The sequence below is a fragment of the Affinundibacterium fentianense genome (assembly GCF_018139545.1).
GTDB lineage: Bacteria > Pseudomonadota > Gammaproteobacteria > Burkholderiales > Burkholderiaceae_D > Undibacterium > Undibacterium fentianense.
Genome location: NZ_JAGSPJ010000003.1, coordinates 21809 through 47599, shown reverse-complemented (window position 1 = coordinate 47599; position 25791 = coordinate 21809). Strand labels below are relative to the sequence as shown.

At 46.0% G+C, this 25791-nt stretch carries 26 protein-coding genes; 7 read left to right on the top strand and 19 right to left on the bottom strand.

Features of this window, described 5'->3' with window-relative positions:
• Positions 1-81: 81 nt before the first annotated feature.
• The 10 genes from KDM90_RS07975 to KDM90_RS07930 form a co-directional block, all read right to left on the bottom strand.
• A complete protein-coding gene (locus tag KDM90_RS07975) occupies positions 82-684 on the bottom strand; it encodes a 2-hydroxychromene-2-carboxylate isomerase (protein ID WP_212675087.1) in 603 nt (200 codons plus the stop codon).
• Between the two features lie 223 nt (positions 685-907).
• Entirely contained in the window at positions 908-1330 is a 423-nt protein-coding gene (locus KDM90_RS07970; protein ID WP_212675086.1) for a CopD family protein, read from the bottom strand.
• 29 nt (positions 1331-1359) lie between these two features.
• Positions 1360-2646 carry a glutamate-5-semialdehyde dehydrogenase gene (locus tag KDM90_RS07965; protein WP_230409688.1) on the bottom strand — a complete coding sequence of 429 codons (1287 nt, stop codon included), beginning with the start codon at positions 2644-2646 and terminating at the stop codon, positions 1360-1362.
• Between the two features lie 179 nt (positions 2647-2825).
• Entirely contained in the window at positions 2826-3845 is a 1020-nt protein-coding gene (gene holA / locus KDM90_RS07960) for a DNA polymerase III subunit delta (protein WP_189344621.1), read from the bottom strand.
• 41 nt (positions 3846-3886) lie between these two features.
• Positions 3887-4405: an LPS-assembly lipoprotein LptE gene (locus tag KDM90_RS07955; protein WP_212675085.1), complete on the bottom strand. Its 519-nt coding sequence runs from the start codon at positions 4403-4405 to the stop codon at positions 3887-3889.
• 255 nt (positions 4406-4660) lie between these two features.
• A complete protein-coding gene (gene leuS / locus KDM90_RS07950; protein WP_212675084.1) occupies positions 4661-7288 on the bottom strand; it encodes a leucine--tRNA ligase in 2628 nt (875 codons plus the stop codon).
• Between the two features lie 164 nt (positions 7289-7452).
• Entirely contained in the window at positions 7453-7938 is a 486-nt protein-coding gene (locus KDM90_RS07945; protein WP_230409687.1) for an ExbD/TolR family protein, read from the bottom strand.
• A 14-nt stretch (positions 7939-7952) separates the two neighbouring features.
• The gene (locus KDM90_RS07940; protein ID WP_212675083.1) at positions 7953-8618 is read right to left on the bottom strand and encodes a MotA/TolQ/ExbB proton channel family protein; all 666 of its coding nucleotides are present in this window, start codon (positions 8616-8618) and stop codon (positions 7953-7955) included.
• Between the two features lie 39 nt (positions 8619-8657).
• A complete protein-coding gene (gene dapB, locus KDM90_RS07935; RefSeq protein ID WP_212675082.1) occupies positions 8658-9470 on the bottom strand; it encodes a 4-hydroxy-tetrahydrodipicolinate reductase in 813 nt (270 codons plus the stop codon).
• Between the two features lie 13 nt (positions 9471-9483).
• On the bottom strand, positions 9484-10011 hold the full coding sequence (locus tag KDM90_RS07930) for an outer membrane protein assembly factor BamE (protein ID WP_212675081.1): 528 nt from the start codon (positions 10009-10011) through the stop codon (positions 9484-9486).
• Positions 10012-10136: 125 nt separating this feature from the next.
• On the opposite strand from KDM90_RS07930, the gene fur reads away from it, so the two are divergent.
• The gene (gene fur, locus KDM90_RS07925) at positions 10137-10565 is read left to right on the top strand and encodes a ferric iron uptake transcriptional regulator (RefSeq protein WP_212675080.1); all 429 of its coding nucleotides are present in this window, start codon (positions 10137-10139) and stop codon (positions 10563-10565) included.
• A gap of 103 nt (positions 10566-10668) precedes the next feature.
• Here fur and KDM90_RS07920 read toward each other — a convergent pair whose 3' ends face one another.
• From KDM90_RS07920 to KDM90_RS07905, 4 genes are all read right to left on the bottom strand, one after another.
• Complete coding sequence (locus KDM90_RS07920; RefSeq protein WP_230409686.1) at positions 10669-11142, bottom strand: response regulator; 474 nt, start codon at positions 11140-11142, stop codon at positions 10669-10671.
• 33 nt (positions 11143-11175) lie between these two features.
• On the bottom strand, positions 11176-12213 hold the full coding sequence (hrcA, locus tag KDM90_RS07915; RefSeq protein WP_212675079.1) for a heat-inducible transcriptional repressor HrcA: 1038 nt from the start codon (positions 12211-12213) through the stop codon (positions 11176-11178).
• Positions 12214-12283: 70 nt separating this feature from the next.
• Positions 12284-12985 carry an HAD family hydrolase gene (locus KDM90_RS07910; RefSeq protein WP_212675078.1) on the bottom strand — a complete coding sequence of 234 codons (702 nt, stop codon included), beginning with the start codon at positions 12983-12985 and terminating at the stop codon, positions 12284-12286.
• A 73-nt stretch (positions 12986-13058) separates the two neighbouring features.
• Complete coding sequence (locus tag KDM90_RS07905; protein ID WP_212675077.1) at positions 13059-14255, bottom strand: FAD-dependent oxidoreductase; 1197 nt, start codon at positions 14253-14255, stop codon at positions 13059-13061.
• 195 nt (positions 14256-14450) lie between these two features.
• Here KDM90_RS07905 and KDM90_RS07900 point away from each other — a divergent pair, with 195 nt between their 5' ends.
• The 5 genes from KDM90_RS07900 to KDM90_RS07880 all read left to right on the top strand — a co-directional run bounded on the left by KDM90_RS07900 (position 14451) and on the right by KDM90_RS07880 (position 19764).
• A complete protein-coding gene (locus KDM90_RS07900; protein ID WP_212675076.1) occupies positions 14451-14921 on the top strand; it encodes a GNAT family N-acetyltransferase in 471 nt (156 codons plus the stop codon).
• Positions 14922-15087: 166 nt separating this feature from the next.
• The gene (locus KDM90_RS07895; RefSeq protein WP_212675075.1) at positions 15088-15978 is read left to right on the top strand and encodes an NAD kinase; all 891 of its coding nucleotides are present in this window, start codon (positions 15088-15090) and stop codon (positions 15976-15978) included.
• A 133-nt stretch (positions 15979-16111) separates the two neighbouring features.
• The gene (gene recN / locus KDM90_RS07890; protein WP_212675074.1) at positions 16112-17758 is read left to right on the top strand and encodes a DNA repair protein RecN; all 1647 of its coding nucleotides are present in this window, start codon (positions 16112-16114) and stop codon (positions 17756-17758) included.
• 76 nt (positions 17759-17834) lie between these two features.
• A complete protein-coding gene (gene hemH / locus KDM90_RS07885; RefSeq protein ID WP_212675073.1) occupies positions 17835-18941 on the top strand; it encodes a ferrochelatase in 1107 nt (368 codons plus the stop codon).
• A 1-nt stretch (position 18942) separates the two neighbouring features.
• Positions 18943-19764: a symmetrical bis(5'-nucleosyl)-tetraphosphatase gene (locus tag KDM90_RS07880; RefSeq protein WP_212675072.1), complete on the top strand. Its 822-nt coding sequence runs from the start codon at positions 18943-18945 to the stop codon at positions 19762-19764.
• On the opposite strand, the gene KDM90_RS07875 is transcribed toward KDM90_RS07880, so the two are convergent.
• The 5 genes from KDM90_RS07875 to KDM90_RS07855 form a co-directional block, all read right to left on the bottom strand.
• The gene (locus KDM90_RS07875) at positions 19761-20516 is read right to left on the bottom strand and encodes a lysophospholipid acyltransferase family protein (protein ID WP_212675071.1); all 756 of its coding nucleotides are present in this window, start codon (positions 20514-20516) and stop codon (positions 19761-19763) included. The genes KDM90_RS07880 and KDM90_RS07875 overlap by 4 nt on opposite strands.
• Before the next feature lie 77 nt (positions 20517-20593).
• Positions 20594-21877 (bottom strand): dihydroorotase, encoded by a 1284-nt coding sequence (locus tag KDM90_RS07870; RefSeq protein WP_212675070.1) that lies wholly within the window; start codon positions 21875-21877, stop codon positions 20594-20596.
• 55 nt (positions 21878-21932) lie between these two features.
• Positions 21933-22898, bottom strand: coding sequence for an aspartate carbamoyltransferase catalytic subunit (locus KDM90_RS07865; RefSeq protein ID WP_212675427.1), 966 nt, complete (start codon positions 22896-22898; stop codon positions 21933-21935).
• A 137-nt stretch (positions 22899-23035) separates the two neighbouring features.
• Complete coding sequence (gene ruvX / locus KDM90_RS07860) at positions 23036-23446, bottom strand: Holliday junction resolvase RuvX (RefSeq protein WP_329605307.1); 411 nt, start codon at positions 23444-23446, stop codon at positions 23036-23038.
• A gap of 2 nt (positions 23447-23448) precedes the next feature.
• Positions 23449-24159, bottom strand: coding sequence for a YqgE/AlgH family protein (locus KDM90_RS07855; RefSeq protein ID WP_212675069.1), 711 nt, complete (start codon positions 24157-24159; stop codon positions 23449-23451).
• Between the two features lie 156 nt (positions 24160-24315).
• Here KDM90_RS07855 and KDM90_RS07850 point away from each other — a divergent pair, with 156 nt between their 5' ends.
• The gene (locus tag KDM90_RS07850) at positions 24316-25785 is read left to right on the top strand and encodes a cryptochrome/photolyase family protein (RefSeq protein ID WP_212675068.1); all 1470 of its coding nucleotides are present in this window, start codon (positions 24316-24318) and stop codon (positions 25783-25785) included.
• Positions 25786-25791: the final 6 nt, after the last annotated feature.

Sequence of the window (25791 nt, the reverse complement as noted above, 5' to 3'; positions counted from 1 at the left end):
TCCGTCATGGTTTTAAAAACTCTGAACACGCTGCGTGATCAGAGGGCTTACTAAAAATTAAATACAAATACTTTTTTCGAACTAAGTCGCAAACGCGCGTTCAAGAAAATCTAATCTATCTTGTCCCCAAAAGCCTTCACCTTTGTATACATACCAAGGGGCGCCAAAAACATTGGCGGCAATCGCATCATTGGTATTGCGTTCATAGTCAGCTTGTACTGCTGCGGTTTCTGCTGACTTCAACAATTGTTTGCCATCTAAATCAGCATCACAGGCAAGGCCGATTAAGGTTGCTTCATCGGCGATATTTTTTTGCTCTGCCCACATGGCACGCATGATCGATGTTGATAAAGCCAATGCGACTTCATTACCATGCGCGATTTGTGCGGCGATGATTAATCGCGCTGCAGGATCGGGCGTCACCGGAAAAAATTGTGGTTGCACATGCATAGGGACTTGCAAAAAATCACTCCAACGCTGCAACTCAATCAGACGATAAGCTTGTCGTTGCGGTGCGCGTTTGGCTAATGGTAAGCCGCCAGACGCTGCAAAAACACGACTTAAGTCACAAGGTTTTAAAGCGATTTTTACTTTGTGCTTGGCTGCAATGTCGATAAAGCGTTGATGACCTAAATAAGACCAAGGTGAATGGGGTGCGAAATAGTAATCACAAACTTTGCTCATGCAAAACACTCCACAAATTGATTATTCAAAACATTCACCTATTGGCGGTGTTGGGCTTGGCAGAATTTAGTGTTGTTTGGAGATACGATTTTGAACCTTGTTATCACATCTCTATTCATTGTTCAAAACACTTTTGTTTCGGCTGAACTACCCTCATCCCTGCTCTCTCCCGCTTGCAGGCGAGGGAGTGTTATCTGCATTCGACTTTTCTACAAATAGCCGACTAAAACGGCTTCACCACGACCAAAATCACCGCCGCAATCATCATTAATACTGGTACTTCATTGAAAAAGCGGAACCACTTGTGGCTGCGTTTGTTTTGACCGCGTTCAAATTTTTTCAAGATGCTACCGCAAGCATGGTGATAGCCGATCAACAAAACCACAATCGCTAACTTCGCATGCATCCAGCCATTACCTGGCCCTTTGCCGATACCGTAGCCTAGCCATAACCACAATCCCAATACCAATGCAGGAATCATCAAGATGGTCATAAAGCGGTATAACTTACGTGCCATTAGTAGCAAGCGTTCAACGCTAGGTTGATGACTTTCCATCGCCAAATTGACAAAAATACGAGGCAAATAAAATAAGCCAGCGAACCAAGAGGCGATAAACACGATATGAAATGCTTTGACGTAGAGCATGGGTGACCTTATTTTTGACTATATTTCTGTTATTGGCGAACTTCACCATGACCAAAGACCACGTATTTCAAAGAAGTCAATCCTTCCAAACCAACGGGTCCACGCGCGTGCAGTTTATCATTAGAAATGCCAATTTCCGCGCCAAGTCCATATTCAAAGCCATCTGCAAATCGGGTCGATGCATTCACCATGACCGATGCAGAGTCAACTTCACGCAAAAATGCCATGGCACGGCTGTAATCTTCGGTAATGATAGACTCGGTGTGCTTGGACGAATATTGGTTGATGTGCTCAATTGCTTCATACATATCGACCACCAGTTTGATTGCCAAAATCGGCGCTAAATATTCGGTGGACCAATCAACTTCTTGTGCCTCTGCCAAATAAGGATAAGCGTGTAGGATTTGTGCTGCTTGTACATCACAACGCAATTCTACTTTTTCAGTCAAATAACGCTCCGCTAACAAGGGCAAAACCTGTGGTGCAATTGCTTCGGCCACCAATAGAGTTTCCATTGTATTGCACGTACCGTAACGATGGCATTTTGCATTAAATCCTATATCGATGGCTTTTTGGATATCGGCTTTATCGTCGATGTAAACATGACAGATGCCGTCTAAATGCTTAATCATCGGCACAGTCGCTTCGCGCATCAAGCGTTCTATCAAACTCTTGCCACCACGCGGGACGATCACATCGACATATTCTGGCATGGTAATCAAGGCACCAACCGCCGCGCGGTCGGTGGTATCAACTACTTGCACCGCTTGCTCCGGCAAACCAGCCGCAGCTAAGCCTTCTTTCACCAGTAACGCTAACGCGCAATTGCAATGAATAGCTTCGGAGCCACCGCGTAAGATCGTTGCGTTACCACTCTTGATGCACAAACCCGCGGCATCTACCGTTACGTTGGGACGCGCTTCATAAATGATGCCGATCACGCCTAGCGGCACGCGCATTTGTCCAACTTGTATGCCAGATGGACGATATTTCATATTCGAGATTTCGCCGATCGGATCAGACAAGCGCGCAATTTGTTCTAAGCCTTCTGCCATAGTGGCAATCGCTTTATCACTCAAGGCAAGTCGATCTAACATTGCGGCATCCATGCCTGCAGTTTTTGCGGCTGCTAGATCGAGTTCATTGGCGGCACGCAAAGAAGCAGCATCACGACGAATTGCTGTTGCGATTGCCAGCAAGGCTTTATTTTTGGTCGCGGTATCGGCTTTAACCATCGCACGTGAAGCGGCACGAGCCTGCTGACCCAATGTCTTCATGTAATCTTGGATATTGTAGGTATTGAGATCCATACTCATTTTTGTTTAATCTAAACTTTATTAGTGTCATTGATTGGTTGGCGCGAAGCATCGCAAATTTGCTTTTTGGGATACTGCGCTAGGTGCTGAGCAAGCGTTACAAAATCACCCTATATGGCGCCGATATTGCGAGCATGAGCAACAACGCGATGCGCACAAATAAGCGATTTAGAGAAGCGTTAATTTGCTTTTGCTACTCGCAAACCCAGATGCAATAAAGCATCCCAAGCATCACCAGCAAATTTTGGCGCACGTAAGCCCTTCACCATTTTGTCGATTTGCGCAGCGTCTTGTAATGCTGCTTGCAGGGTCGCCAAACTCACGCGACGTAATGCGGGTTCCATGAGTTTTTCCCTTGGGCCCCAAATACGGTACTCTTTCAAGAGTGCCCCCAATGGGCGTCCTTGTGCGACGCCGGATTTTAATTTGAGTAAGGTGCGTAGCTCTTCTGCCATCGCCCATAAGACCAAAGGTAGCGCTTCGCCCTCACCTTTGAGTCCATCTAACATTCTGACCAAGCGTGCCACATCGCCGACTAGCATCGCTTCGTTGAGTTTAAATACATCGTAACGAGCGACGTTTAAGACTGCGTCATGAATCACGTCAAAACTCAATTTACCTTGTGGGTGCAGCAAACCGAGTTTTTGAATTTCTTGATGCGCTGCGAGTAAGTTACCTTCCACCCTATCCGCAATAAACTCCAAGCTTTGACGATCGGCACTTTGGCCTTGTGCCGCCAATCGTTGTCCTATCCAATTCGGCAAGGCAACGCGTTCAATCAAAGGGATGTCAATATAGACAGCAACCTGCTGCAACATCGTCACCCAAGCTGCTTTTTGCGTTGCCCAATCGAGTTTAGGCAGGGTAATTAAAGTGATGTTATCGGGCGAGAGATCTCGCACATATTCTTGTAAAGCTGCACCGCCGTCTTTGCCTGGTTTGCCGGTCGGAATACGCAAATCAATCAGCTTTTTATCGCCAAATAAGGATTGCGATTGGTTCGCAGCGAGCAGTTCGCCCCACTTAAAATAGCGTTCTACCGTGAGAATTTCACGCTCTAAAAAACCTTGTGCTTTCGAGACTTTACGAATTTTGTCAGCGGTCTCTTGAACTAGCAAATGCTCATCGCTGGAGATGACATACATCGCCGCCAAACCTTTGGCGAGATGGGCATCAATAGCATCATAGCGTAATTGCATATTCAGTTTTGACCTTTGTTTGCTTAGTGTGCTTAGTGTGCTTAGTCTGCTTTAGCAGGTGCATCCATCTTCACGACGGCGAGACGACGCATAATTTGCTGTACCAATTCCGATTGCATATCGCGATACAACAAAGCTTCCTCCGCTTCTTTCGCGAGGACTTCATTTTCTTTAAAACTGAGATTGCGCTTCAGACTAATCGTGGTTGGCTCTAAAACTTCACGTCCGGCTTTATCGCGCAAACGAAATTTTAAGTTATACAGTAAATTGAATTCACGCACACGACCTTGGCTGTTCAAAGACAAGATCGACTTATCACGCGACTCACCTAATACATCCAAAATCACATCCGCCGTCGTTGCTTGAGCAGTGACTTCCGTTTTGCCATTAGCACGTAGATTGCGTTTAAGTTCGCCACCTAAAGCAGAACTATCTGGCAAGCCAACGTAAATGCTTTGGAACGGAAACGCGACTGCGCCACGTAGCGCAAATCCGCAAGCGCTAAGACCCATGATAAAAACAAGATAACTAACAATTTTTAGAGAACGCTTTATGCTCATGAGGCTTTCACTCTACTTAACAACTTGGAATTTCAAACTCCCTTCTCCCGCAAGCGGGAGAAGGGTCGGGGATGAGGGTGGTTCAACTTCGAATAAAATTATTGAAAACAAATGACAGGGGCTTTCCGCCATCCTATGCCTTTCGACGACTTTATCACTTCTGAACCACCCTCACCCTAACCCTCTCCCGCTTGCGGGAGAGGGAACTAGTCTACAAGACATCCACGTACTTTGCGTCTGCAATACTATGCAAACTCAAACAACAATATTCACCAATTTACCCGGCACCACAATAATCTTCTTCGGTGCACCTTCGATGAAACGCGCCGCACTTTCATTCGCTACAGCTGCCGCTTCTATCGTCGCTTTGTCAGCATCTTTAGCCACCTTGATACTACCGCGCAATTTGCCGTTCACTTGCACCATCAATTCGATTTCATCTTGCACCAAGGCTGCTGCATCGACTTGCGGCCACGGTGCGTCAATGATGCCACCGAGGTCTTTTGCATAGCCAAGCTCATTCCACAAAGCATGCGTAATATGCGGACAAACAGGATACAAAGCGCGCAACAAAATGCCGAAGGCTTCACGCATTGCGGTAGCTGAACCTTCCGCTTCCGATTTAAACGATTCAATTGTATTCAACAATTTCATCGCACCAGAAACCACCGTGTTGTACTGCAAACGATCATAATCGCCATCGATTTGCTTCAAGGTGCTATGCACTTCAAAACGCAAAGCTTTGACATCCGCTGCATAGTTCGCTGCAGGTGTTACGCCAGCGGCAATCGTTGCAGAGAATTTCAACGCCGTCGCCCACAGACGACGCAGATAACGTGATGCACCCTCAACACCGCTGCTACTCCATGCGGCACTTTGATCTGGTGGACCTGCGAACATGGTGAACAAACGTGCGGTATCTGCACCAAATTGACTGATAATATCTTTTGGCTCAACCACATTGTTTTTGGACTTGGACATTTTCTCAATGCCACCCATTTGCACAGGCTGTCCATCGCTCTTCAAACTGGCGGAAATTGGACGACCTTTGTCATCATGCTGCACTTCCACTTCGTTCGGGTAGAACCATACTTTTTTGCCGCTCGCATCTTCACGGTAGTAAGACTCATTCAATAACATGCCTTGCGTGAACAAGTTTTTGAACGGCTCATCAATTTTCACCAAGCCCATATCACGCATCGCCTTAGTCCAGAAGCGTGCATACAACAAGTGCAAGACTGCGTGTTCGACACCACCGATGTATTGATCCATCGCCATCCAGTAGTCGTTACGTTCATCAACCATCGTTGTCGCATCAGGGCAGGTATAACGCATGAAGTACCAACTGGAATCGACGAAGGTATCCATGGTGTCGGTTTCACGATGCGCTGATTTGCCGCATTTCGGGCAAGGAACGTTCAAGAAACCCGCATGCGTTTTCAATGGATTGCCAGAGCCATCTGGAATACATTCGGTCGGCAATACCACCGGTAAATCTTCGTAAGGCACAGGCACATCACCGCAGTCATCGCAATGGATGATAGGGATTGGCGTCCCCCAATAACGTTGACGGGAAATACCCCAATCACGCAAACGCCATGTAGTTTTCTTCTCGCCTACGCCTTTGGCGACTAGGTCAGCTGCAACTGCGTCGACAGCGGCTTTGTAGTTCAAACCATCGTATTTACCAGAATTGACCGTCACACATTTTTGTTTATCTCCATACCATTCTGCCCAAGCATCGGTCGTGAAACTTTCGCCTTCCACCGCGACGACTTGTTTGATCGTGATACCGTATTTCTTCGCAAACGCGAAATCACGTTCGTCATGCGCCGGAACGCCCATCACAGCGCCATCGCCATAGCTCATCAAGACGTAGTTGCCGACCCAGACTTCCACCTGCTCGCCAGTCAACGGATGCGTCACAAATAAACCTGTTGGCAAACCTTCTTTTTCTTTGGTCGCCATTTCTGCTTCTGTAGTACCGCCAGCTTTGCACTCTTCAATGAATGCAGCCAATTTTGCGTTGTTCTTCGCAGCGACAGTAGCGATGGGATGCTCTGCAGCGACGGCACAGAAAGTCACACCCATGATGGTGTCAGGACGTGTAGTGAAGACATACATCTTGCCGTCTTGCACCAAAGCGCCTGTGTCATCTTTAATCTCGTGGCTGAACGCAAAACGCACACCTTCGCTCTTACCGATCCAATTACGTTGCATGGTACGAACTTGATCTGGCCAACCATCAAGTTGATCGATGCTAGACAAGAGCTCTTCCGCATATTGCGTGATGCCGAAGTAGTAGCCTGGGATTTCACGTTTTTCAACAATCGCACCCGAGCGCCAACCGCGACCATCAATCACCTGTTCATTCGCCAATACGGTCTGATCGATCGGGTCCCAGTTCACTACTTGGGTTTTTTTGTAAGCAATGCCTTTTTCCAGCATCTTCAAAAACAGCCATTGGTTCCAACGGTAGTAATCTGGATCACAAGTTGCCACTTCACGTGACCAATCAAATGCCAAACCCAAAGGCTGCATTTGCGATTTCATGTCTTCGATATTGGCGTAAGTCCATTCTGCTGGCGATTTTTTGTAAGCAATCGCCGCATTCTCTGCGGGCAAACCGAACGCATCCCAACCCATAGGCATCAAGACGTTATAGCCCTTCATGCGCAATTGGCGCGCGAGCATATCGTTAATCGTGTAGTTACGCACGTGGCCCATGTGTAACTTGCCAGATGGATATGGCAGCATCGAGCAAGCGTAATATTTCCCTTTAGGGAAACGTGGGTCGTTTTCTACCGTTTTAAACGCATTAGACTCGGTCCAATGTTGTTGGGCGGCTTGTTCAACTTCTGCTGGGCTATATTTTTCTTGCATGACAATTCGATTGAAGAAATAGGAAAATTTAAATTAGTTTGTTTGCATAAGACTCGCAAACTCAAGGTCGAGCGAGCAATTCATTGAAGCAAATCACAGCCTTAGATTATAAGGCTAAAGGCAGGGAAATTGAGGGAAGACTAGGACAAAAAGCCAGCTTTTACTTACTTTTTAGGGGCTAAAGCGGAATGATCGACGGAATTTTTTGTTGCCTTGCCGTTGATTTTAGTGTCTGTCGCAAAACCAATCTGCTTCAGGCCTTGCTCTTGCGCTGCAGCCATCACCTCAGCAATTCTTTCGAAACGTGTTGACTTATCAGCACGTATGAGAATTTCCGGCTGTGGCTTTTGCTTTGCACTGAGGAGTAGTCGTTGCTTTAAAATCTCGGAATCGATCAGCTCGGTATCCCAAAATAATCGTCCTTCGACATCGAAAGACAAGCTAATGAGTTTTGCATCCTGAGGCAACGCATCACTTTGCGCCTCGGGCAAATCGAGCCGAATCGCGTGATTGAGTAACGGCGCCGCCAAAATAAAAATAACTAACAAAACCAACATCACATCCACCATCGGTGTGACATTAATTTCTGACATCGACCCCAGCGACGCTTCAGAACGTCTTCCCAAACTCTTAAATTGACCAAATCCCATAGAAATCAGAACACCTAAACTTGCTTCGCTTTGGTGAAATGGGCATGCAAGTCAAATGCAAATCCATCTACCTCGGCAAGAATAATTCGATTCATCCGGTTAAATGCGTTATACGCCAGTACGGCTGGGATTGCGACGATCAAACCTAAGCCTGTCATCACCAAAGCCTCGCCAACAGGTCCCGCAACTAAATCAATCTGAATCGCACTGGAACCTGAGACAGCAGTCAACGCATGATAAATTCCCCAAACCGTTCCCAATAAACCGACGAAAGGCGCTGTCGCACCAATTGACGCCAATAAAGTGAGCCCCGATTCCAATCGCACAGTCACTCGGTTTAGCTCTTCACGCAAGACCCGCGTCAGCACGTCAGTTAGCTCCGATTTAGCCATGATGGAGTGTCGTGATGGTTGTGGAATTGCCGCTGACCAGCTTTGCTTGGCTAACGGAGTGTAAATACCTTCTAGGTCAAGTACATCCAAAATCGTCACCGCATCTTCGATGGTTGGCGCGTTCCAAAATGTGTTTAGCGCAGACGGATTGCGTCGAATCCGCCAATACGACCAAGTTTTACTGAGTATCGTAAACCAGCTCAGCAAAGACATAAAAATCAAACCTACAGCGACCGCCCGACCCAAATCATCAAGTTGCAACCAATATTGGCTAATCGTAATTGGCATGTATTATTCTCTTTGATTATTGAATGTCACTATTCCGAGTCATTTTGCATTGAATCCCAATACATCGTACATGTCGTATAGCCCTGTCGATTTGTCAGCAAGAAATCGTGCTGCGCGCAAACTGCCATGGGCATAAGTCACGCGGCTGGAAGACTTATGTGAAATTTCAACGCGTTCCCCAATACCCGCGAATAACACAGTATGATCGCCCACAATGTCCCCCCCGCGTATAGTGGCAAAACCGATCGAAGATGGATCACGTTCACCAGTAACCCCTTCTCGAGCAAACACACCCACTTGTTTTAAATCTCGGCCTAAAGTGTCTGCAATGACTTCACCCATTTTCAATGCGGTACCTGAAGGAGCATCGACTTTATAACGATGATGTGCTTCCACGATTTCGATATCATAACCGTGCGAAAAACTCTTTGCTGCCATCTCTAACAGTTTCAAGGTCACATTCACACCCACGCTCATATTCGGCGCGAACACAATTGCCGTCTTCTCTGCTGCAGCAGCAATTGCTGCTTTGCCAGCATCATCAAATCCGGTAGTGCCGATGACCATTTTAATGCCATGTTCAGCACAGTATTTGAGGTGTTCCAAACTACCTTCGGGGCGCGTAAAATCGATCAAAATATCAGCATTAGCCAAACCTAAGGCAAACTCTGATTCAATTTGAATCCCTGTATTCTTCCCTAAAAAACTACCGGCATCAGTGCCTAAAAACGCTGACTTTGGTGTAACGAGCGCACCAACAAGTTGCGCATCGTCAGCCGCCGTAATTGTTTCAATCAACATTTTTCCCATGCGGCCAGATGCACCTGCCACTGCGATTTTCATACCAGACATAATTTAACTCGACTTACTTTTTCTTTTGGGTTTCAGTTGGCATCGATTCCAAACGCGAAGCGATCGCTGAATTCGTGATGTGTGCCAAATACTCTTTCTCAGTCGGTAAATTACCTCCTTCAAATTTGGCGACAGTATTGTCTTTAAAATAGATCGCAAGTCGGCTAGAAATCACTTCACCATTAGGTTTTAACATACGGAAAGGATAATCCCATCGATCTTCGTGGAACATATCCGTCAACAGTGCAGTACCCAGCAAAAAACGCACCTGCTCACGAGTCATCCCTTCTTTTAGCTGGGAAACCATTTCTTGCGATACGAAATTACCTTGTTGAATGGAAATACGATACGGCGAAATCAATCCAAACAGTTTCTCGAAACCACTTGGTTTTACGATCTGCGTACCACTCGTGGCACTTGCCGCTTCTGTTTCAGCGACCATGGCCTTTTGAGAGGCACACCCCGAAGTTAATGCAACACAAGAAACCAAACTGAACAATGCCAATTTGCTAGGAATTCTATTAAACACAGTTAAAGCCATAAACAACCTCTATTTTTTCATGCAAGAATGTCGAACCCGCCAACTTCAGATAAGATAACAGAAAATCTTAACTGGGCTCTAAAACCCTATATCATAAAGCACTTAGCCTTCTTTTGACTGAAAACATGACAAATAACACGCCTGACCTGAAAGCAAGCGGACTCAAAGCGACTTTGCCACGTCTAAAAATTCTTGAAATCTTCCAAAATAGCTCGGTTCGCCATCTGACAGCTGAGGACGTCTATAAGATTTTATTGACTGAAAATATGGACGTTGGACTCGCCACCGTCTACCGTGTTTTAACCCAATTTGAACAAGCTGGCCTTCTGCACCGCAATCATTTTGAGTCTGGTAAAGCGATTTTTGAGTTAAATGAAGGCTCACACCATGATCACTTGGTGTGTCTCGACTGCGGCCGCGTTGAAGAATTCTTTGATGATCAAATCGAAAAACGCCAACATGCGATAGCAGAGGAACGCGGCTTCGCAATTGCGGAACACTCACTCGCAATTTATGGCAATTGCACCAAGACGAATTGCGCAAATCGCAAATAATTCTCGTTACACACCCGCAATTGTCACACTCATCATTTGCAAAATAAACAAAAAGGCGGAAATTTCCGCCTTTTTCTCACAAAATCTAACAATCATACGATTCTTAATTTACCGGCTTAACTGGGTCGTCGTTCACCGTTGCTGAAGAAGCAACGGGAGGTGGATTGGCCGCTGCTGCTTTTGCATTTCGACCTGCGCGAACTTTCGTCACGACACTTTGTACCGTGTCCAAAACTTTTTTTGCATTAAATGGTTTCACAATATAGCCGCTAATCCCGCTTTTGACCGCCTCTGTCACTGTTTCTTGATCTTTATTAGCAGTCACCATCAGGACAAACACATCGTGCATCACCATGCGAATGCTCTTCAAAGCTTCTATCCCACTGACTTTCGGCATCACCACATCAAGCAAGATAATATCTGGCTTGAGACGTGTTGCCATTTCCAATGCACCATCGCCATCAAGAGCCTCACCTATCACGTTGTACCCATCATGTCGCAAGATGACTCTGAGTGTTTCGCGCGTCATATCATTGTCATCGACAATCAATACAGAGATGTCTTTATTATCAGCCATATTCAATATTCCAAAATTCTCTAAATGTATTCTTTACAATGAGTGGTTCAGCGCATTCGACAGAAGTTTAGCGGTAATATCCACGATAGGGATCACTCTTTCATATGCCATCCGAGTCGGACCAATGACGCCTAAAGTGCCAACTATCTTGCCATTTACCTCGTATGGCGCCGTAACGACACTCATCTCCTCCATTGGCACCAATTGAGATTCCCCACCAATGAAAATCCGCACGCCTGACGCATTACTGGTGACGTCCAACAATTGCATTAAACCACTTTTTTGTTCGAAAAGATCAAACATACGACGTAGAGAATGCATATTCGACGACAAATCGCTGACATTCAGTAAGTTCCGTTCACCAGAAATAACAACTTCCTCGGTATTTTCGGCAATGGCTTCACTTCCAGCCTGAAGCGCGGCTTGCATCAAACGATTCATGTCGCCTTGCAATTCACGCAACTCTCGATTGATCAACATGCGAGCTTGTTCAAAACTTTGCCCACCGAAATGCTGATTCAAATAGTTTGCGGCTTGCACCAACTGTGCCGGGGTATAGTCCACATCCGTCAATAGCAAACGATTGTGCACCTCATCGTTTGGGGCAACAACAACAAGCAAAATTCTCTTTTCAGACAAACGGAGAAATTCCACCTGCTTGAAGACCGACTCCTGACGGGCCGTCATGACGACACCTGCAAACTGAGACAAGGACGAAAGCACCTGTGCTGCATTGGCGATAATTTTCTGGGAAGAGCCAGTGATAATCGAGGGTTGCAAACGCGCCCCCAAGGTCGACTCTAAAACTGACTCATCGATATCCTGAACCGTCAGCAATTGATCGACAAATACACGATACCCACGAGGGGTAGGAATACGTCCGGAAGACGTATGTGGGCTCGTCACAAAACCCATGTCTTCCAGATCAGACATGACATTACGAATCGTCGCCGGCGACAATTCGAGTCCTGAAATTTTGGAAAGCTCCCGTGAGCCTACTGGCTGTCCATCGGAAATATACCGTTCGACCAAAGCCTTTAATAATGTTTGAGCGCGATTATCAAGTTGCATATTTTAATTTTAGGCTAGCTGTCGTAGAAACGCACCGTTTTTTGTTGGCTATCCTGAGGCATTTTGACGCTTATGTTAATTCATGCAACAACTCTTGCAAGTCTTTCACGATAAGATCTGGTTGAAAAACTTGATGGGCGTTATTTGTTTTGTGTTTATCATAGCGATCGACCAATGCACCCACCATTCCCACCCCTTTAGCCCCACCAACGTCCAACAGCAAATCATCACCAATATACATGACTTCCGTTGGCGCTAAATTCAAGTGCCCTAACATAGCGCGGAAAATCTCTGGATCGGGTTTAGCACAACCAAAAGTATGCGCCGCCAATGAGACCGAAAAATAGTTGCTGAGTCCAATTGCTTTGACATCGGCAAAGCCATTCGAAATCGAACCTAAAATAAATTCATGTTTCAATCGTTCCAAAGCGGGCAGGACATCAGGAAAGAAGTTCACTTGATTGCGGGCATTTGCAAAAACCTGCATCCCTTCATCAGCAAGCTCTTGCGCAAATTTGCCCGCAAACTCAAATTCAGCGAAAACTTGCTGGAGCAATGTATGTCTAAGCGCCCACAAATCGTATGCAAAACGCGGATTTGTTGTTGCTAACGCTAGGCGCCGCTCACGCAACTTTTCGATCGTGTAACGTTCAACGATACTTCGCGATTGCTCTCCCATCCAAGAATGCAGCACTCGTTCCGCATTTTGTATTAAGGGCGCGACCGGCCAAAGCGTATCATCAAGATCAAAAATTAAGGCTTTTATAGTCATGTCGCGCCATAAGAATGTGTTGGATTTCAGTTTACTCTAATTTGCGGCTTTGGTACCGCTTGCTCGCTCTCAATTAGAGTGCATCAATATGCGCTTTTAGATCCCAAACTCCTTGTTTTGCTCCGCATAAAGTCAACATGTATTGACGATAAATTGGCGGCAGGTGTCGCCCGAGCATTGTTCCCGCATCACGTATCCACGCATAAGGAAAATAGGATTGATACAAGGGTGTCATAATGCGACTCGCCATTTGATAGTACGCAATATGTTTTCGCCGTCGCTCTGAGTATCGTGCAAACGCGCTGTGTAGATTGATCGACGCATTGCCTGCAACACACTCAGCAAGAATTTTTGCATCAATTAAAGCCATATTTGCACCCTGTCCAAGCTGTGGACTCATCGAATGTGCAGCGTCGCCGATTACCAACACTCGATCCTGATGGTAGGACGACATTCTGACATCAGCATATTCTGCAATCGCAATTTCTGTTTTCGGTGCTTGACTTAACCAATCCGCCACTTCCGGCCAAATTGGCCGAATCTGTTCTACCAAGCCTGCTAAGCCTTCATTTTGGCGAATGGAAAACAAAGACCGATGTAGACTCCAAAATAGCGAATAACATGTTTTTCCTGTGTTGGGATTGACACCGGTTGGCAATACCCCAAGCATCACCCTTGAACCACGATAACGTTGCATCAATTGATGCGGAAATGGCCAGCTATCGTGATCTAATACTGCCCAATAGGCTCCCCATGGATAGGGGCGATATGATTGCTTAACATTCAAATTTTCACGCAACTTAGAGCGCGTTCCATTCGCGATAATTAACGCGTCTGCATTGCATTCTCCCTGCTGATGAGAAACGATCAAATGGGTGGAACACTGCTTAAAATCATCAATACCATTCCCTAATTTGATTGACACTCCCAACTCTCGCGCGGCAAACAAAAGCGTCCTGTGCAATTGGGCCCGATGTACACCTAAACCGGACCAGTCAGGATGCACGGAATGGTAATGCAAGTCCAAGGTTTTGCGTCGACCAGAATAGCCTTCCAAACTATGCACCACTGCGGCTAAACGTCGAACTGAATCAAGCAAACCCAATTCAAACAGCATCTCTTGACCACTGGGCTGCAATAGTAACCCTGCGCCAACCGGCGTCGGATCTGCAACATGTTCAAAAACTGTTACTTGATGCCCTTGGCGAACCAGAAAAATTGCCGCAGCAAGGCCACCAATTCCCGCACCTGCGATCACAAAATGAGGCATAGTAAGTTTGCGAATAGAAAGATATTTAATTATACCGACGACGACAAACTTGGCGTTCAGCAATTGCGAAGGTAATTCAGACAGTACCTCATTAAGAAGTGACGACGAATACGTCCAATTTTTTTAAAGTCACCTGAAGCAACCTAACAGTTTTACAATGCCATCACCCGTGACTTCAATGACTAAGCTAAAAAAATGAACATTTCAATACAGCGCGCAAATCTGCATGACATCGATACGATTGCACCTTTATTCGATGCATATCGGTGCTTTTATCAGCAAACCTCGGATTTAAAGTTGGCCAAATCGTTCTTAACCGAACGCATCAACCGTCAAGAATCAATACTATTTTTGGCCCAAAATGATGACCAAGTTGGTCTCGGCTTCGTACAACTCTATCCAAGTTTCTCGTCTGTTTCCGCACAACGTTTATGGATTTTAAATGATCTCTATGTCACCCAATCGGCACGCCGTCAAGGGATCGCCAAACGTTTGATGAATTGTGCAAAAGAATTCGCAATCGCGGACAATGCCAAAGGCCTATTTTTGGAAACTGCGCATGACAATATTGAAGGGCAATCCTTGTATGAATCGTTGGGCTACCGTCGCAACCCAGAGTTTTATTATTTTTTAGACTTACGAAACCAACCCCATTTTCCTATCTAACAAGATGTAGAGTCGATAAGATCACTTTAGGCCGCGATCATTTGCGCTTGGGAAAAGTATAAAAATTGAGACGGAATTCAAGAATCAGCACGCATTCCTCTATGGCATACATCCAATTCCCATAGAATAGTGTAATCTTAGATTTTCTTTACATTGCAGTTCTTATATGACATCGACAAAAACCATCGCACTAATTGGCAAATTTAATGCTTTAGGCATGGGTGAATCTTTACAAGAACTCGCAACGTTTCTCTCTCATTCTGGCCATGCCGTCGTATTTGATCACGAGTCTGCACAAAACTTAGGACTCGATGATTTCCCAGCATTGTCAGTGGCAGATATAGGAAGAACTGCAGATGTTGCGATTGTTCTCGGCGGCGATGGCACCATGCTCGGTATTGCGCGACAACTCGCTCCCTATGACGTGCCATTGATTGGAATCAATCAAGGTCGCCTCGGCTTTATTACCGACATTCCGCGCGATCAAATGATCCCAGCAATCGCAAATATTCTCGCAGGCAAACATATTGCCGAACAGCGCTGTCTGTTACAGGCCATCGTTGTGCGAGATGGCGAACAAATTTTTAGTGGGGTTGCCTTCAACGATATCGTACTATCACGTGGACCTGGTTCTGGGATGATAGAACTCCGCGTTGAGGTCGACGAACACTTTATGTATAACCAACGTTCCGACGGTTTGATTGTATCAACACCCACAGGTTCAACCGCTTATGCACTATCGGCTGGCGGCCCTCTACTGCATCCCAGTTTAGGTGGGATCGCAATGGTACCGATCGCGCCACACGCATTGTCAAACCGTCCCATTGTGTTACCTGAAACAAGCGTGATCAGTGTTGAAATCGTTGCTGGACGCGATGCTAGCGTGAATTTCGACATGCAGTCGTTTGCCAATTTAAATCACAAAGATAAAATTATTATCAGTCGTTCCGCCCACCATATTACCTTTCTACATCCTGAAGATTGGAACTACTACCACACCTTGCGCGAAAAACTTCATTGGAATGAATACCCATCGGTCGAAGGTGCGCTGAATTAATTTTCACAATGGAATCAGTTGGCAAGTCCGCCGAACCGAAAAAACCTGTGAATTAATACAGTAGTTCTATACTAAAAACCCATGCTGCTAGGGTAAAATAAAAGCATTCCTTCAATTCTATTGAATAGATCCTATGCTTCGTACGCTTGCTATCCGCGATTTTGTCATTGTTGAATCCATCGAGCTTGAATTTTCAGCCGGATTTACCGTGTTTACTGGAGAAACAGGTGCTGGGAAATCGATATTGATTGACGCATTAACCTTAACATTAGGTGGACGAGGCGACGCAAGCATGGTGCGGGAAGGCGCGCAAAAAGCCGACATTTCAGCAGAATTTTCTTGCAACGCCGCTGTCAGCTCATGGTTGGAATCCCGCGATTTTCACAACGATGACGCACAATTGATTATTCGACGTGTCATCGACCATACAGGCAAATCCAAGGCCTATATCAACGGTGTAACAGCAACTGCCGCACAATTACGAGAGCTTGGAGAATTATTAGTTGATATTCACGGTCAACATGCTCATCAGTCCTTGTTAAAGAATGACGCTCAACGCAATTTACTTGACTTGCAAGGTAGATTACAAGACCAGTCGCAAAAAGTTGGAAGACTTTTTAAGCAATGGCGTGTCCTTGTGAAACAACGCGAAGATTTCGAACTCAACGCAAAGAATATATTGCAAGAACGTGAACGTCTCGAATGGCAAGTTGGCGAATTGGAGAAACTTCAATTAAAACGTGGGGAATGGGATGAAATTAATCAAGAACACAGCCGTCTTGCCCATGCAGCTAGCTTGTTAGAAGGTGCGCAAGAGGCGGCCGAATTAATTTCCGAATCTGAACAACCACTACTGTCGCAGGTCACAGGACTTTTGAATAAGTTAAGGAAACTTGAGGAGTTTGATTCTAAATTGCAGCCAGTTGTTGAAGCACTCGATTCAGCGCGCATTAACCTACAAGAATGTTCCTACACATTAAGCGACTATATGGGAAGAGTGGAACTCGATCCCACTCGGTTACGTGAGGTCGAACAACGCGTCGAAACTTTGCATAGTGCAGCGAGACGTTTTCATGTCGAACCTATTTCACTAATCGATGAACTGACAGGACTGCGCGAACGCTTGTTGCAACTGTCTGGTGCAACTGACATCGAATCACTCAAAATTCAAGAAAACTTGGCACAGCAAGAATACCTCAAGGCCGCAACTAGCCTGAGTGAACAGCGCAAAACTGTCGCGAATGATCTCAGCGTGGCGGTCACGGCGGCGATGCAAGATCTCAGCATGACTGGCGGTCGATTTGCAGTTGAATTGATCGATTGCACGCCGAGTTCAACAGGACTCGAACAAATTGAGTTTATGGTAGCGGGACATGCTGGAGTGCAAACCCGCCCCTTGGCAAAAGTTGCATCGGGCGGTGAGTTGGCCCGAATTGCACTAGCAATTTCAGTAATCACCTCATGCGCAACAGCGACACCAACGTTAATATTTGATGAGGTTGATAGTGGAATCGGCGGCGGTGTTGCAGAGGTAGTCGGTCGATTACTCAAGCAACTTGGCCAAGATCGTCAAGTTTTATGCGTTACCCATTTAGCACAGGTGGCAAGTCAAGCAAACCAACACTTCGAAGTCAGCAAGACGCAATCCAATGGAAAAACGCAATCACACATCGCCGTTCTCGATCAAAAACAACGGGTCGAAGAAATTGCACGAATGCTCGGAGGTTTGGAAATTACTGCAACCACGCGCAAACATGCACGTGAGCTACTGGCTTTGTAAACAACACAGCACCTGAGATCTCTTACAGCTTGGTGCGAACCCATAGAGGCAGCACCATTGACAATGAAAGTATAGAATGGCATTTCTAAAAGAACCTGATTTTTCGCATGGAAAGATCACGAAAACCGCAATCGTCTTGATTAACTTGGGTACACCTGACGCGCCTACCAAGTCAGCCGTACGAGCCTACTTGAAACAATTTTTGTGGGATCAACGTGTCGTCGAAATACCACGAGCAATCTGGTGGATGATTTTGAATCTAATCATTTTGCCCTTCCGCTCCAAGAAATCAGCTGAAAAATACGCATCCATTTGGACCAATGAAGGATCGCCACTGCTAGTTCACACAAAAAAGCAGGCTCTTCTTCTTCAAGGTTACTTAGGCGAACGTGGACACGAAGTCCGTGTCGTGCACGCTATGCGGTATGGATCACCGTCCATTCCCAGTGTGTTGACGCAATTAAAGCAAGATGGGTGCGAGAGAATTGTGATTTTGCCTGCTTATCCACAGTATTCCGCAACAACAACGGCGTCCAATTTCGATGCGGTCGTGCGTCACTATCAAGAAACTAGAAACATACCTGAACTACGATTCATCAAACATTACCACGATCATCCCGCCTACATTCAAGCGCTCAAGAGCTCCATTTTAAAATCGTGGGAAATCAATGGAAAGCCCGAGAAACTTATCATGAGTTTTCATGGCTTACCAAAAGCTTTTTTAGTACGTGGAGATCCATATCACTGCGAATGCTATAAAACAGCACGATTGCTAGCGGAACAGCTAGGAATCAGTAAAGAAGAGTATCTCGTCACCTTTCAGTCTCGTCTTGGACGTGCGGAGTGGCTACAGCCATATACCGAACCAATGGTACAAGCACTTGCCAAACAAGGTGTAAAGAGAATCGACGTGGTTTGCCCAGGTTTTCTTGCGGATTGTCTTGAGACCCTGGAGGAAATCGCAATTGAAGTGCGTCAAGCATTCCTTACTGCTGGCGGCCAATCATTTCACTATATCTCTTGTTTAAACGAGTCAGCTGAGGGTTTGCGCGCGCTCGCTGAGATAGCCGAACAACATCTCATTGGCTGGCCAACCATGATGACCGCTGGTTTACGTGAACAATTGAAACAAGATGCCATGATAAGTCGTTCAGAGGCAAAACGCCTTGGTGCTGAAAACTAAAATGGCGAATTCCTTTGTGATCGGAGACGTGCAGGGTTGCTTTGATCAATTGCTAGAATTAATCGAGCGGATCAATCAAGTCGACCCTACAGCTCAACTTTATTTTGCTGGTGATCTAGTGAATCGAGGTCCCAAGTCACTCGACACACTCAGATTGATCAGAGATCTAGGTGCGAAAGCAAACGCCGTTTTAGGTAATCATGATTTACATTTACTTGCGGTTGCACAGCAACTTCGTCCGAAGCATCATAGCGATACCTTAGATGACATACTCAATGCACCCGATCGTGATGAACTATTGGAGTGGTTACGCCATCGTTCTTTGGCCTTAGATATCAAAGGACATTTACTAGTGCATGCTGGAGTCTATCCCAATTGGACGAAAGCGATGACCTTAAGTTTAGCGCATGAAGTCGAACAGCAACTACAAGGCGAAAACTTTCGTGAAATATTGAGCGCCATGTACGGCAACTCCCCCGCTGAATGGCGCGACGACTGGCAAGCAAACGATCGTTACCGTTGCATCATCAATGGACTGACACGCATGCGATTCTGCAACGCAAATGGTGCAATGGATTTTGAACTAAAAGAAGGTAGTGGAAAAGCGCCCGACCATTTACATGCATGGTTCGATCTTCCAACCCGTCAAACCCAAAATTGCACCGTCGTCTTTGGTCATTGGTCGACTTTAGGTTTGGTAATGCGCGACAAGCTAATCAGTTTGGACACAGGTTGCGTTTGGGGCGGAAAACTCAGTGCAGTACGTTTAGAAGATCGATTGATTCTACAGGTTGATAGCCCACAACATCAGTGCCCTTTTTAACATGGGGAAATGCTTGCTTCCTCACTTTGACCTAGGGCTTGCGCCACAATTGCGTGTGCAGCTTGCGCCAATTCGCGACGATGCATACCGACAACCGATATTTGCGGCAATTGAATCAATTCTGCAATGATGTGATCCTGCTTCAATATTAGTCTCATACTCTCAGCAAAACTCATCTCACCAATAAAGTCCGCTGCCGAATGCAAGCGTCCTTGACGATCAACATAACGCAAGGCGAATGGCAGAACAGGCACTTTGGCTTCGATCGCGGCTTCAAATAAATTGGCATGAAAGGGAAGTAAGCTTCCTTGTGCACCAGTCGTCCCTTCGGGGAAAAATGCTATTCTTTTATTTTCACGCAATTGATGAACCAAGCCTTCATAGATGCGACGTACATCTCGTTGCTTTCCACGGGCCAAAAAGATCGTACCAGCCTGTGCACTTAACCAACCTGCGATAGGCCAAGCGCGTATATCTGATTTTGCGACAAAATGACAAGCCTGCCATGAATTAATAACAAAGATGTCCATCCATGAAACATGATTGGCAACAATCAGAGCATGCTCGGTACTCTCTACTCCACTGCGATTGATGAATCTGACTTCGACGCGACATAAACCCAAAAGTTTTGTGGACCATGCGCGAACCAATGAGGCTCGCCTTGCATCCGAACTAAAGGGAAATACTAACGCACAAGTCAAAACACCTTGGAAAACATGCAGAAGCACGCGTATCAATCGAAAATTAGGCATGCATCACCAAAAACCAAACAGGAATATTCAAAGAAAGAGATTGCTGCATCGAGTTACCAATAGGATTCCTAATTATCCTACTCGGCAATGTAAGCAACTCGTCCATTGACGATTGTCGCTTTGACCACTGCCGGAAGCTCATAACCGAGGAATGGCGTATGTTTGCCCTGACTAACTAAAGCATCACGCGAAACGAACCAACGAGCGTCCAGATCAAACATGCACAAATCTGCTGGGGCGCCCACATCTAAACGGCCAGCAGTCAAACCGACCATTTGCGCTGGTGAAGCAGTGATCTTTGCTAATGCATGACTAAGACTAACCGCACCACGACTGTCCTCTGACCATTTCACCGCGAGCGAGAGCAATAATTCCAGACCAGTCGCGCCAGGAGATGCCTCTGCAAAGGGCAAAGCTTTTTCATCATCATCAACTGGAGTGTGATCTGAACAAATTGCGTCGATGGTTCCATCCGCGAGCGCAGCCCAAATTGCATCGCGATCACGCTGACTACGCAACGGAGGTGTCAAGCGTGCATTTGAGTCAAAATACCCAATATCATTATCTGTCAAATGCACGTGATGAACGCCGACATCGCAAGTTAATGGCAATCCTTCTCGCTTAGCTTGTCGAATCAGCTCAAGCCCGGCGGCGGATGAAATTCGGCACAAATGGACTTTGGCGCCCGTCGATCGCATCAATTCAAACAAGGTATGTAGGGCAATCGTCTCCGCCATGACAGGAGAACCAGACAAGCCGAGACGCGACGCAAGTGGACCACTATGCGCGACGCCACCTTTACCAATGAAAGGATCTTGGGGACGTAACCATACCGTGTAGCCAAAAGTCGCTGCATACGAAAGAGCGCGCTGCAAGACATTGGTGTCGACAATGGCGACTTCTGCCTGTGAAAATCCAACGCAGCCTGCTTCCGTGAGTGCTGCCATCTCGGTCAGATTTTCACCCTTTAATGCAATCGTCAGAGCGCCTAGTGGATACACGTTTGCCTTAGCTTGCATTTTCGCTCGCTGCTTCAACATCTCAACCAAGCCCGCCTCGTCCAATACAGGATCGGTATCGGGTGGGCAAATCAAACTTGTCACGCCACCTCGCATCGCGGCTTGCAATTCCGACTCCAAAGTCGCCTTATATTCAAAACCTGGCTCACGCAAACGAGCACTAAGATCAACTAAACCCGGTACAACGACTAAGCCTGTTGCATCAATCGTTTGTTCTGCGACGAAATTAACTGGTGCCGCAGCAAATGCAAGAATATGTCCATTACTGATAAATACATCTTGAATCTGATCGATGCCACTAGCTGGATCTATCACGCGTCCATTCTTAATATGAAGATTCATCACACTACTTTCAAAAAATTCGATTGGTATTCAACGATATCAATTCAAATACAACCTAGGTATTCGAACCCGACACGATACTCATCACAGCCATCCGCACAGCAATCCCGAAAGTCACTTGAGACAATATGACGGCTTGTGGGCCATCTGCAACAGCAGAGTCAATTTCAACACCGCGATTCATTGGTCCGGGATGCATCACAATCGCATCTGGTTTTGCCAACGCGAGACGCTCAAGCGTTAGTCCATATTGTTTGAAGTACTCTTGCGTCGATGGCAGCAAGGCGCCATTCATGCGTTCATTTTGCAAGCGCAACATGATAATGACATCGACATCTCTCAAGCCCGCATTCATATCAGTAAAAACGCGCACGCCCATTTGCTCCAAGCCACTGGGCAACAAGGTTCTTGGTCCGATTACCCTAACTTCGGCAGCACCTAAGGTTGTCAAGGCGTGAATATCTGAACGTGCAACGCGGCTGTGCAGTACATCACCGACAATCGCTACCGTAAGATTTGAAAAATCTTTTTTGTAATGTCGGATCGTATACATGTCCAACAAACCCTGGGTTGGATGTTCGTGCCGGCCATCACCTGCATTGACGACGTGCACATGATGCTGATTCGTGTCATTTAAATGCTGCGCAATTAAGAATGGCGCACCCGAAGTTGCGTGACGTACGACGAACATGTCTGCGTGCATTGCAGCTAAGTTATCAATCGTATCGAGCAAAGATTCACCCTTGCTGGCGCTTGATGCCGCGATATTTAAGTTGATCACATCAGCAGACAATCTTTTCGCCGCGATTTCAAATGTTGTGCGGGTTCGGGTCGAATTTTCAAAGAATAAATTAAAGACGCTCTTTCCGTGCATCAAAGGCACTTTCTTTAGCTCTCGCTCACCAATATCAACAAATGACGAGGCTGTATCTAGGATATGACTGATAATCTTTTTTGGCAGACCATCAATTCCCAATAAATGTTGAAGCTCGCCGTTTTTATTTAACTGTGGATTTTTCATCATCGCTCTTTATTTTATCGTTGATCTTTCGCCCTCAATTTAGCGAAATTTCGGTTCATTCAGTCATCGCGTTTTGTGCAGCGCTATATCAATATTCCTGTGATCAAATTGATCTCCATTCCAACAAACCGTCGCTCTCACCCTGCCATTTGGTCAAAATACTGCTGCAAAATAATAGCAGCGGCTTGATCATCGATTCGTTCGCCTTGCCTTCCTGAAAGCACTGCCGAAGAATAGCGTTCATCGACCAATTCGACCTTAACGCCGAATCGACCATGTAATTGATTTGCAAACCGCTGACAACGGATCGTCATCTCGTGTGGGGCACCATCAGGATGCATCGGTAAGCCAACCACACAAATCGTTGGCTGCCATTCTCGTATCAATTGGCTGATCGCCTCAAACTTCGCATCGTTACTCGCTGCCTGAATAATTTTCAGAGGCTGCGCACGCATTATCAGGGTATTGCCGACGGCAACACCAATTCGCTTCAAACCAAAATCAAAGGCCAAAATACTCGATTCAATCTGCGCGAAATCAGGTCCCACGATTAGGCATGCCCCGCAACACTAGCAAGCATCAAAGGATCAAAGCCTAATAACTTCATTGCCTCATCAAATCGATCCTCAACCGGAATATCAAACATCACGCGTAAATCGGCAGGCACAGTAAGCCAACCATTCGCCAAAATCTCTTTCTCAAGTTGACCAGCATCCCACCCTGCATACCCGATACTCAATAAGAGACGTTCGGGAGTTTCACCCGCAGCCAGCGATTCTAAAATATCACGAGAAGTTGTAAATGCAACGTCTTCGCTAACTTGAAGCGAAGACGAATATTTGCCGGCATTTGCATGTAAGACAAAACCACGATCACTTTGTACTGGACCACCAAACAAAACGGCTCGTTGTCCCAAAGGATGCGAATTAGGAATAATCTCTAATTGCAAATCTATCCTTTCGAATAAATCTGCGATTGTCATATCGGTCGGGCGATTAATCACCATCCCCATTGCACCACGGGCATTGTGCTCACAAATGTACACCACACTTCCACCGAAAATCGGATCGTTCATGGTTGGCATTGCAATCAAAAAATGGTTGCTCAGACTGAATTTTTGATCGAACGTATCCCCGTCATTGGAACGCAGTCTTAATTTGATTGTCCGTTCTAAATCTTCCGACTCGAGTTCGTCGGTCAGTTCGATTTCCTCAATGTCGAGGTCATCCGTTTCGATATGGGCTATTTTTTGCTTCTTCATTTCAGTATTTTATCATTTTTGGAACAAGATTATCGCTTGACGCCTACCCAAGAAACACTCTGGAGCCATGTTGCGAGAGTCCAGTGACCCAACAGTTTCATCCAATTTAACTTAGGTTCGGTTTATGATTCGAAGAATTTAACCGCTTTAGAAAATATGAACTATTCAACAAGTCTCGTCTGGTTCCGTCGTGATCTCCGACACTTTGACCACGCTGCGTTGTTTCATGCCCTAAAAAAATCGCAAAAGTGTTACTGCGTTTTCATTTTTGACCATGGTATTTTGCAACATCTACCGCGACAAGATCGAAGGGTGCAGTTCATTCACGACAGCATTATTGAACTCAACCATGAACTCGAAAAAATGGGCGGCAATCTCATCGTTAGGTATGGAGATCCGCGCGATGAAATTCCTCGGCTTGCAGCAGAATTAGAAGCCCAAGCCGTTTTTACTAATCATGACTATGAACCCGCTGCGATACAACGTGATAGGGACGTTCGTGACGCTTTAACTAGCTTCGCTTGTGATTTTCATACATTCAAAGATCAAGTGATTTTTGAGATGGATGAGGTCATGAGTCTTGCCGGCAAGCCATTTTCGGTTTTCACTCCCTACAAGAATGCGTGGTTAAAGAAATTATCGTCAGAACTTGAAGCCCCGCCTGATTTTTTCTTTGAGAGCTATCCAGTCGAAAAGTACCAACATCACTTACGCGCGCTCACAAATCAAAGGATTCCTAGTCTGGAAGAAATAGGTTTTGAGCGAGTCGCATCCGATGCGATGAAATTAAATGGTGGCATGCAAGCGGGAATGCAACTACTCACCGATTTTTTAACACGCATCAGTCTCTATGGTAGTGCGAGAGATTTTCCCGCTGTGAAAGGTCCATCGTATTTATCAGTCCATCTGCGTTTTGGTACCGTCTCTATTCGTTACCTTGTGCGACAAGCGATTCAACATATCCGGACAGCAAGCGACTCGCATGGCGCAACCGTATGGTTATCTGAATTAATTTGGCGCGATTTCTATTTTATGATTTTGCACCATCATCCCAGAGTCATACAAAAGGCTTTCAAACCGGAATACGATGCAATTCAATGGGAACACGGCGAGCCTGCTGAATCACTTTTTCAAGCATGGTGCGAGGGACGCACGGGCTATCCTTTAGTCGATGCAGCAATGCGCCAACTCATTCAAACAGGTTATATGCACAATCGTCTACGAATGGTCGTTGCAAGCTTCCTGGTGAAAGATTTGGGACTCGATTGGCGTTGGGGCGAACACTATTTCGCACGACATTTAAATGATTTCGATTTATCAGCGAACAACGGGGGGTGGCAATGGGCGGCATCCACGGGTTGCGATGCGCAACCCTATTTCAGGATTTTCAACCCGATTACGCAGTCAGAAAAATTTGACGCGGAAGGAAGATTTATCCGCCGCTATGTTCCTGAACTCCACGCCTTAAATTCAAAACAAATCCATGCGCCATGGAAACTGGGGCAACTTGAGCTACAAGCTGCGGGAGTCAGACTCGGATCTACCTACCCTTATCCTATCGTTGATCACGACATCGCAAGAAAAAAAACATTAGAGCGTTATAGCATAGTAAAAAAACCGACGTAGAATAAA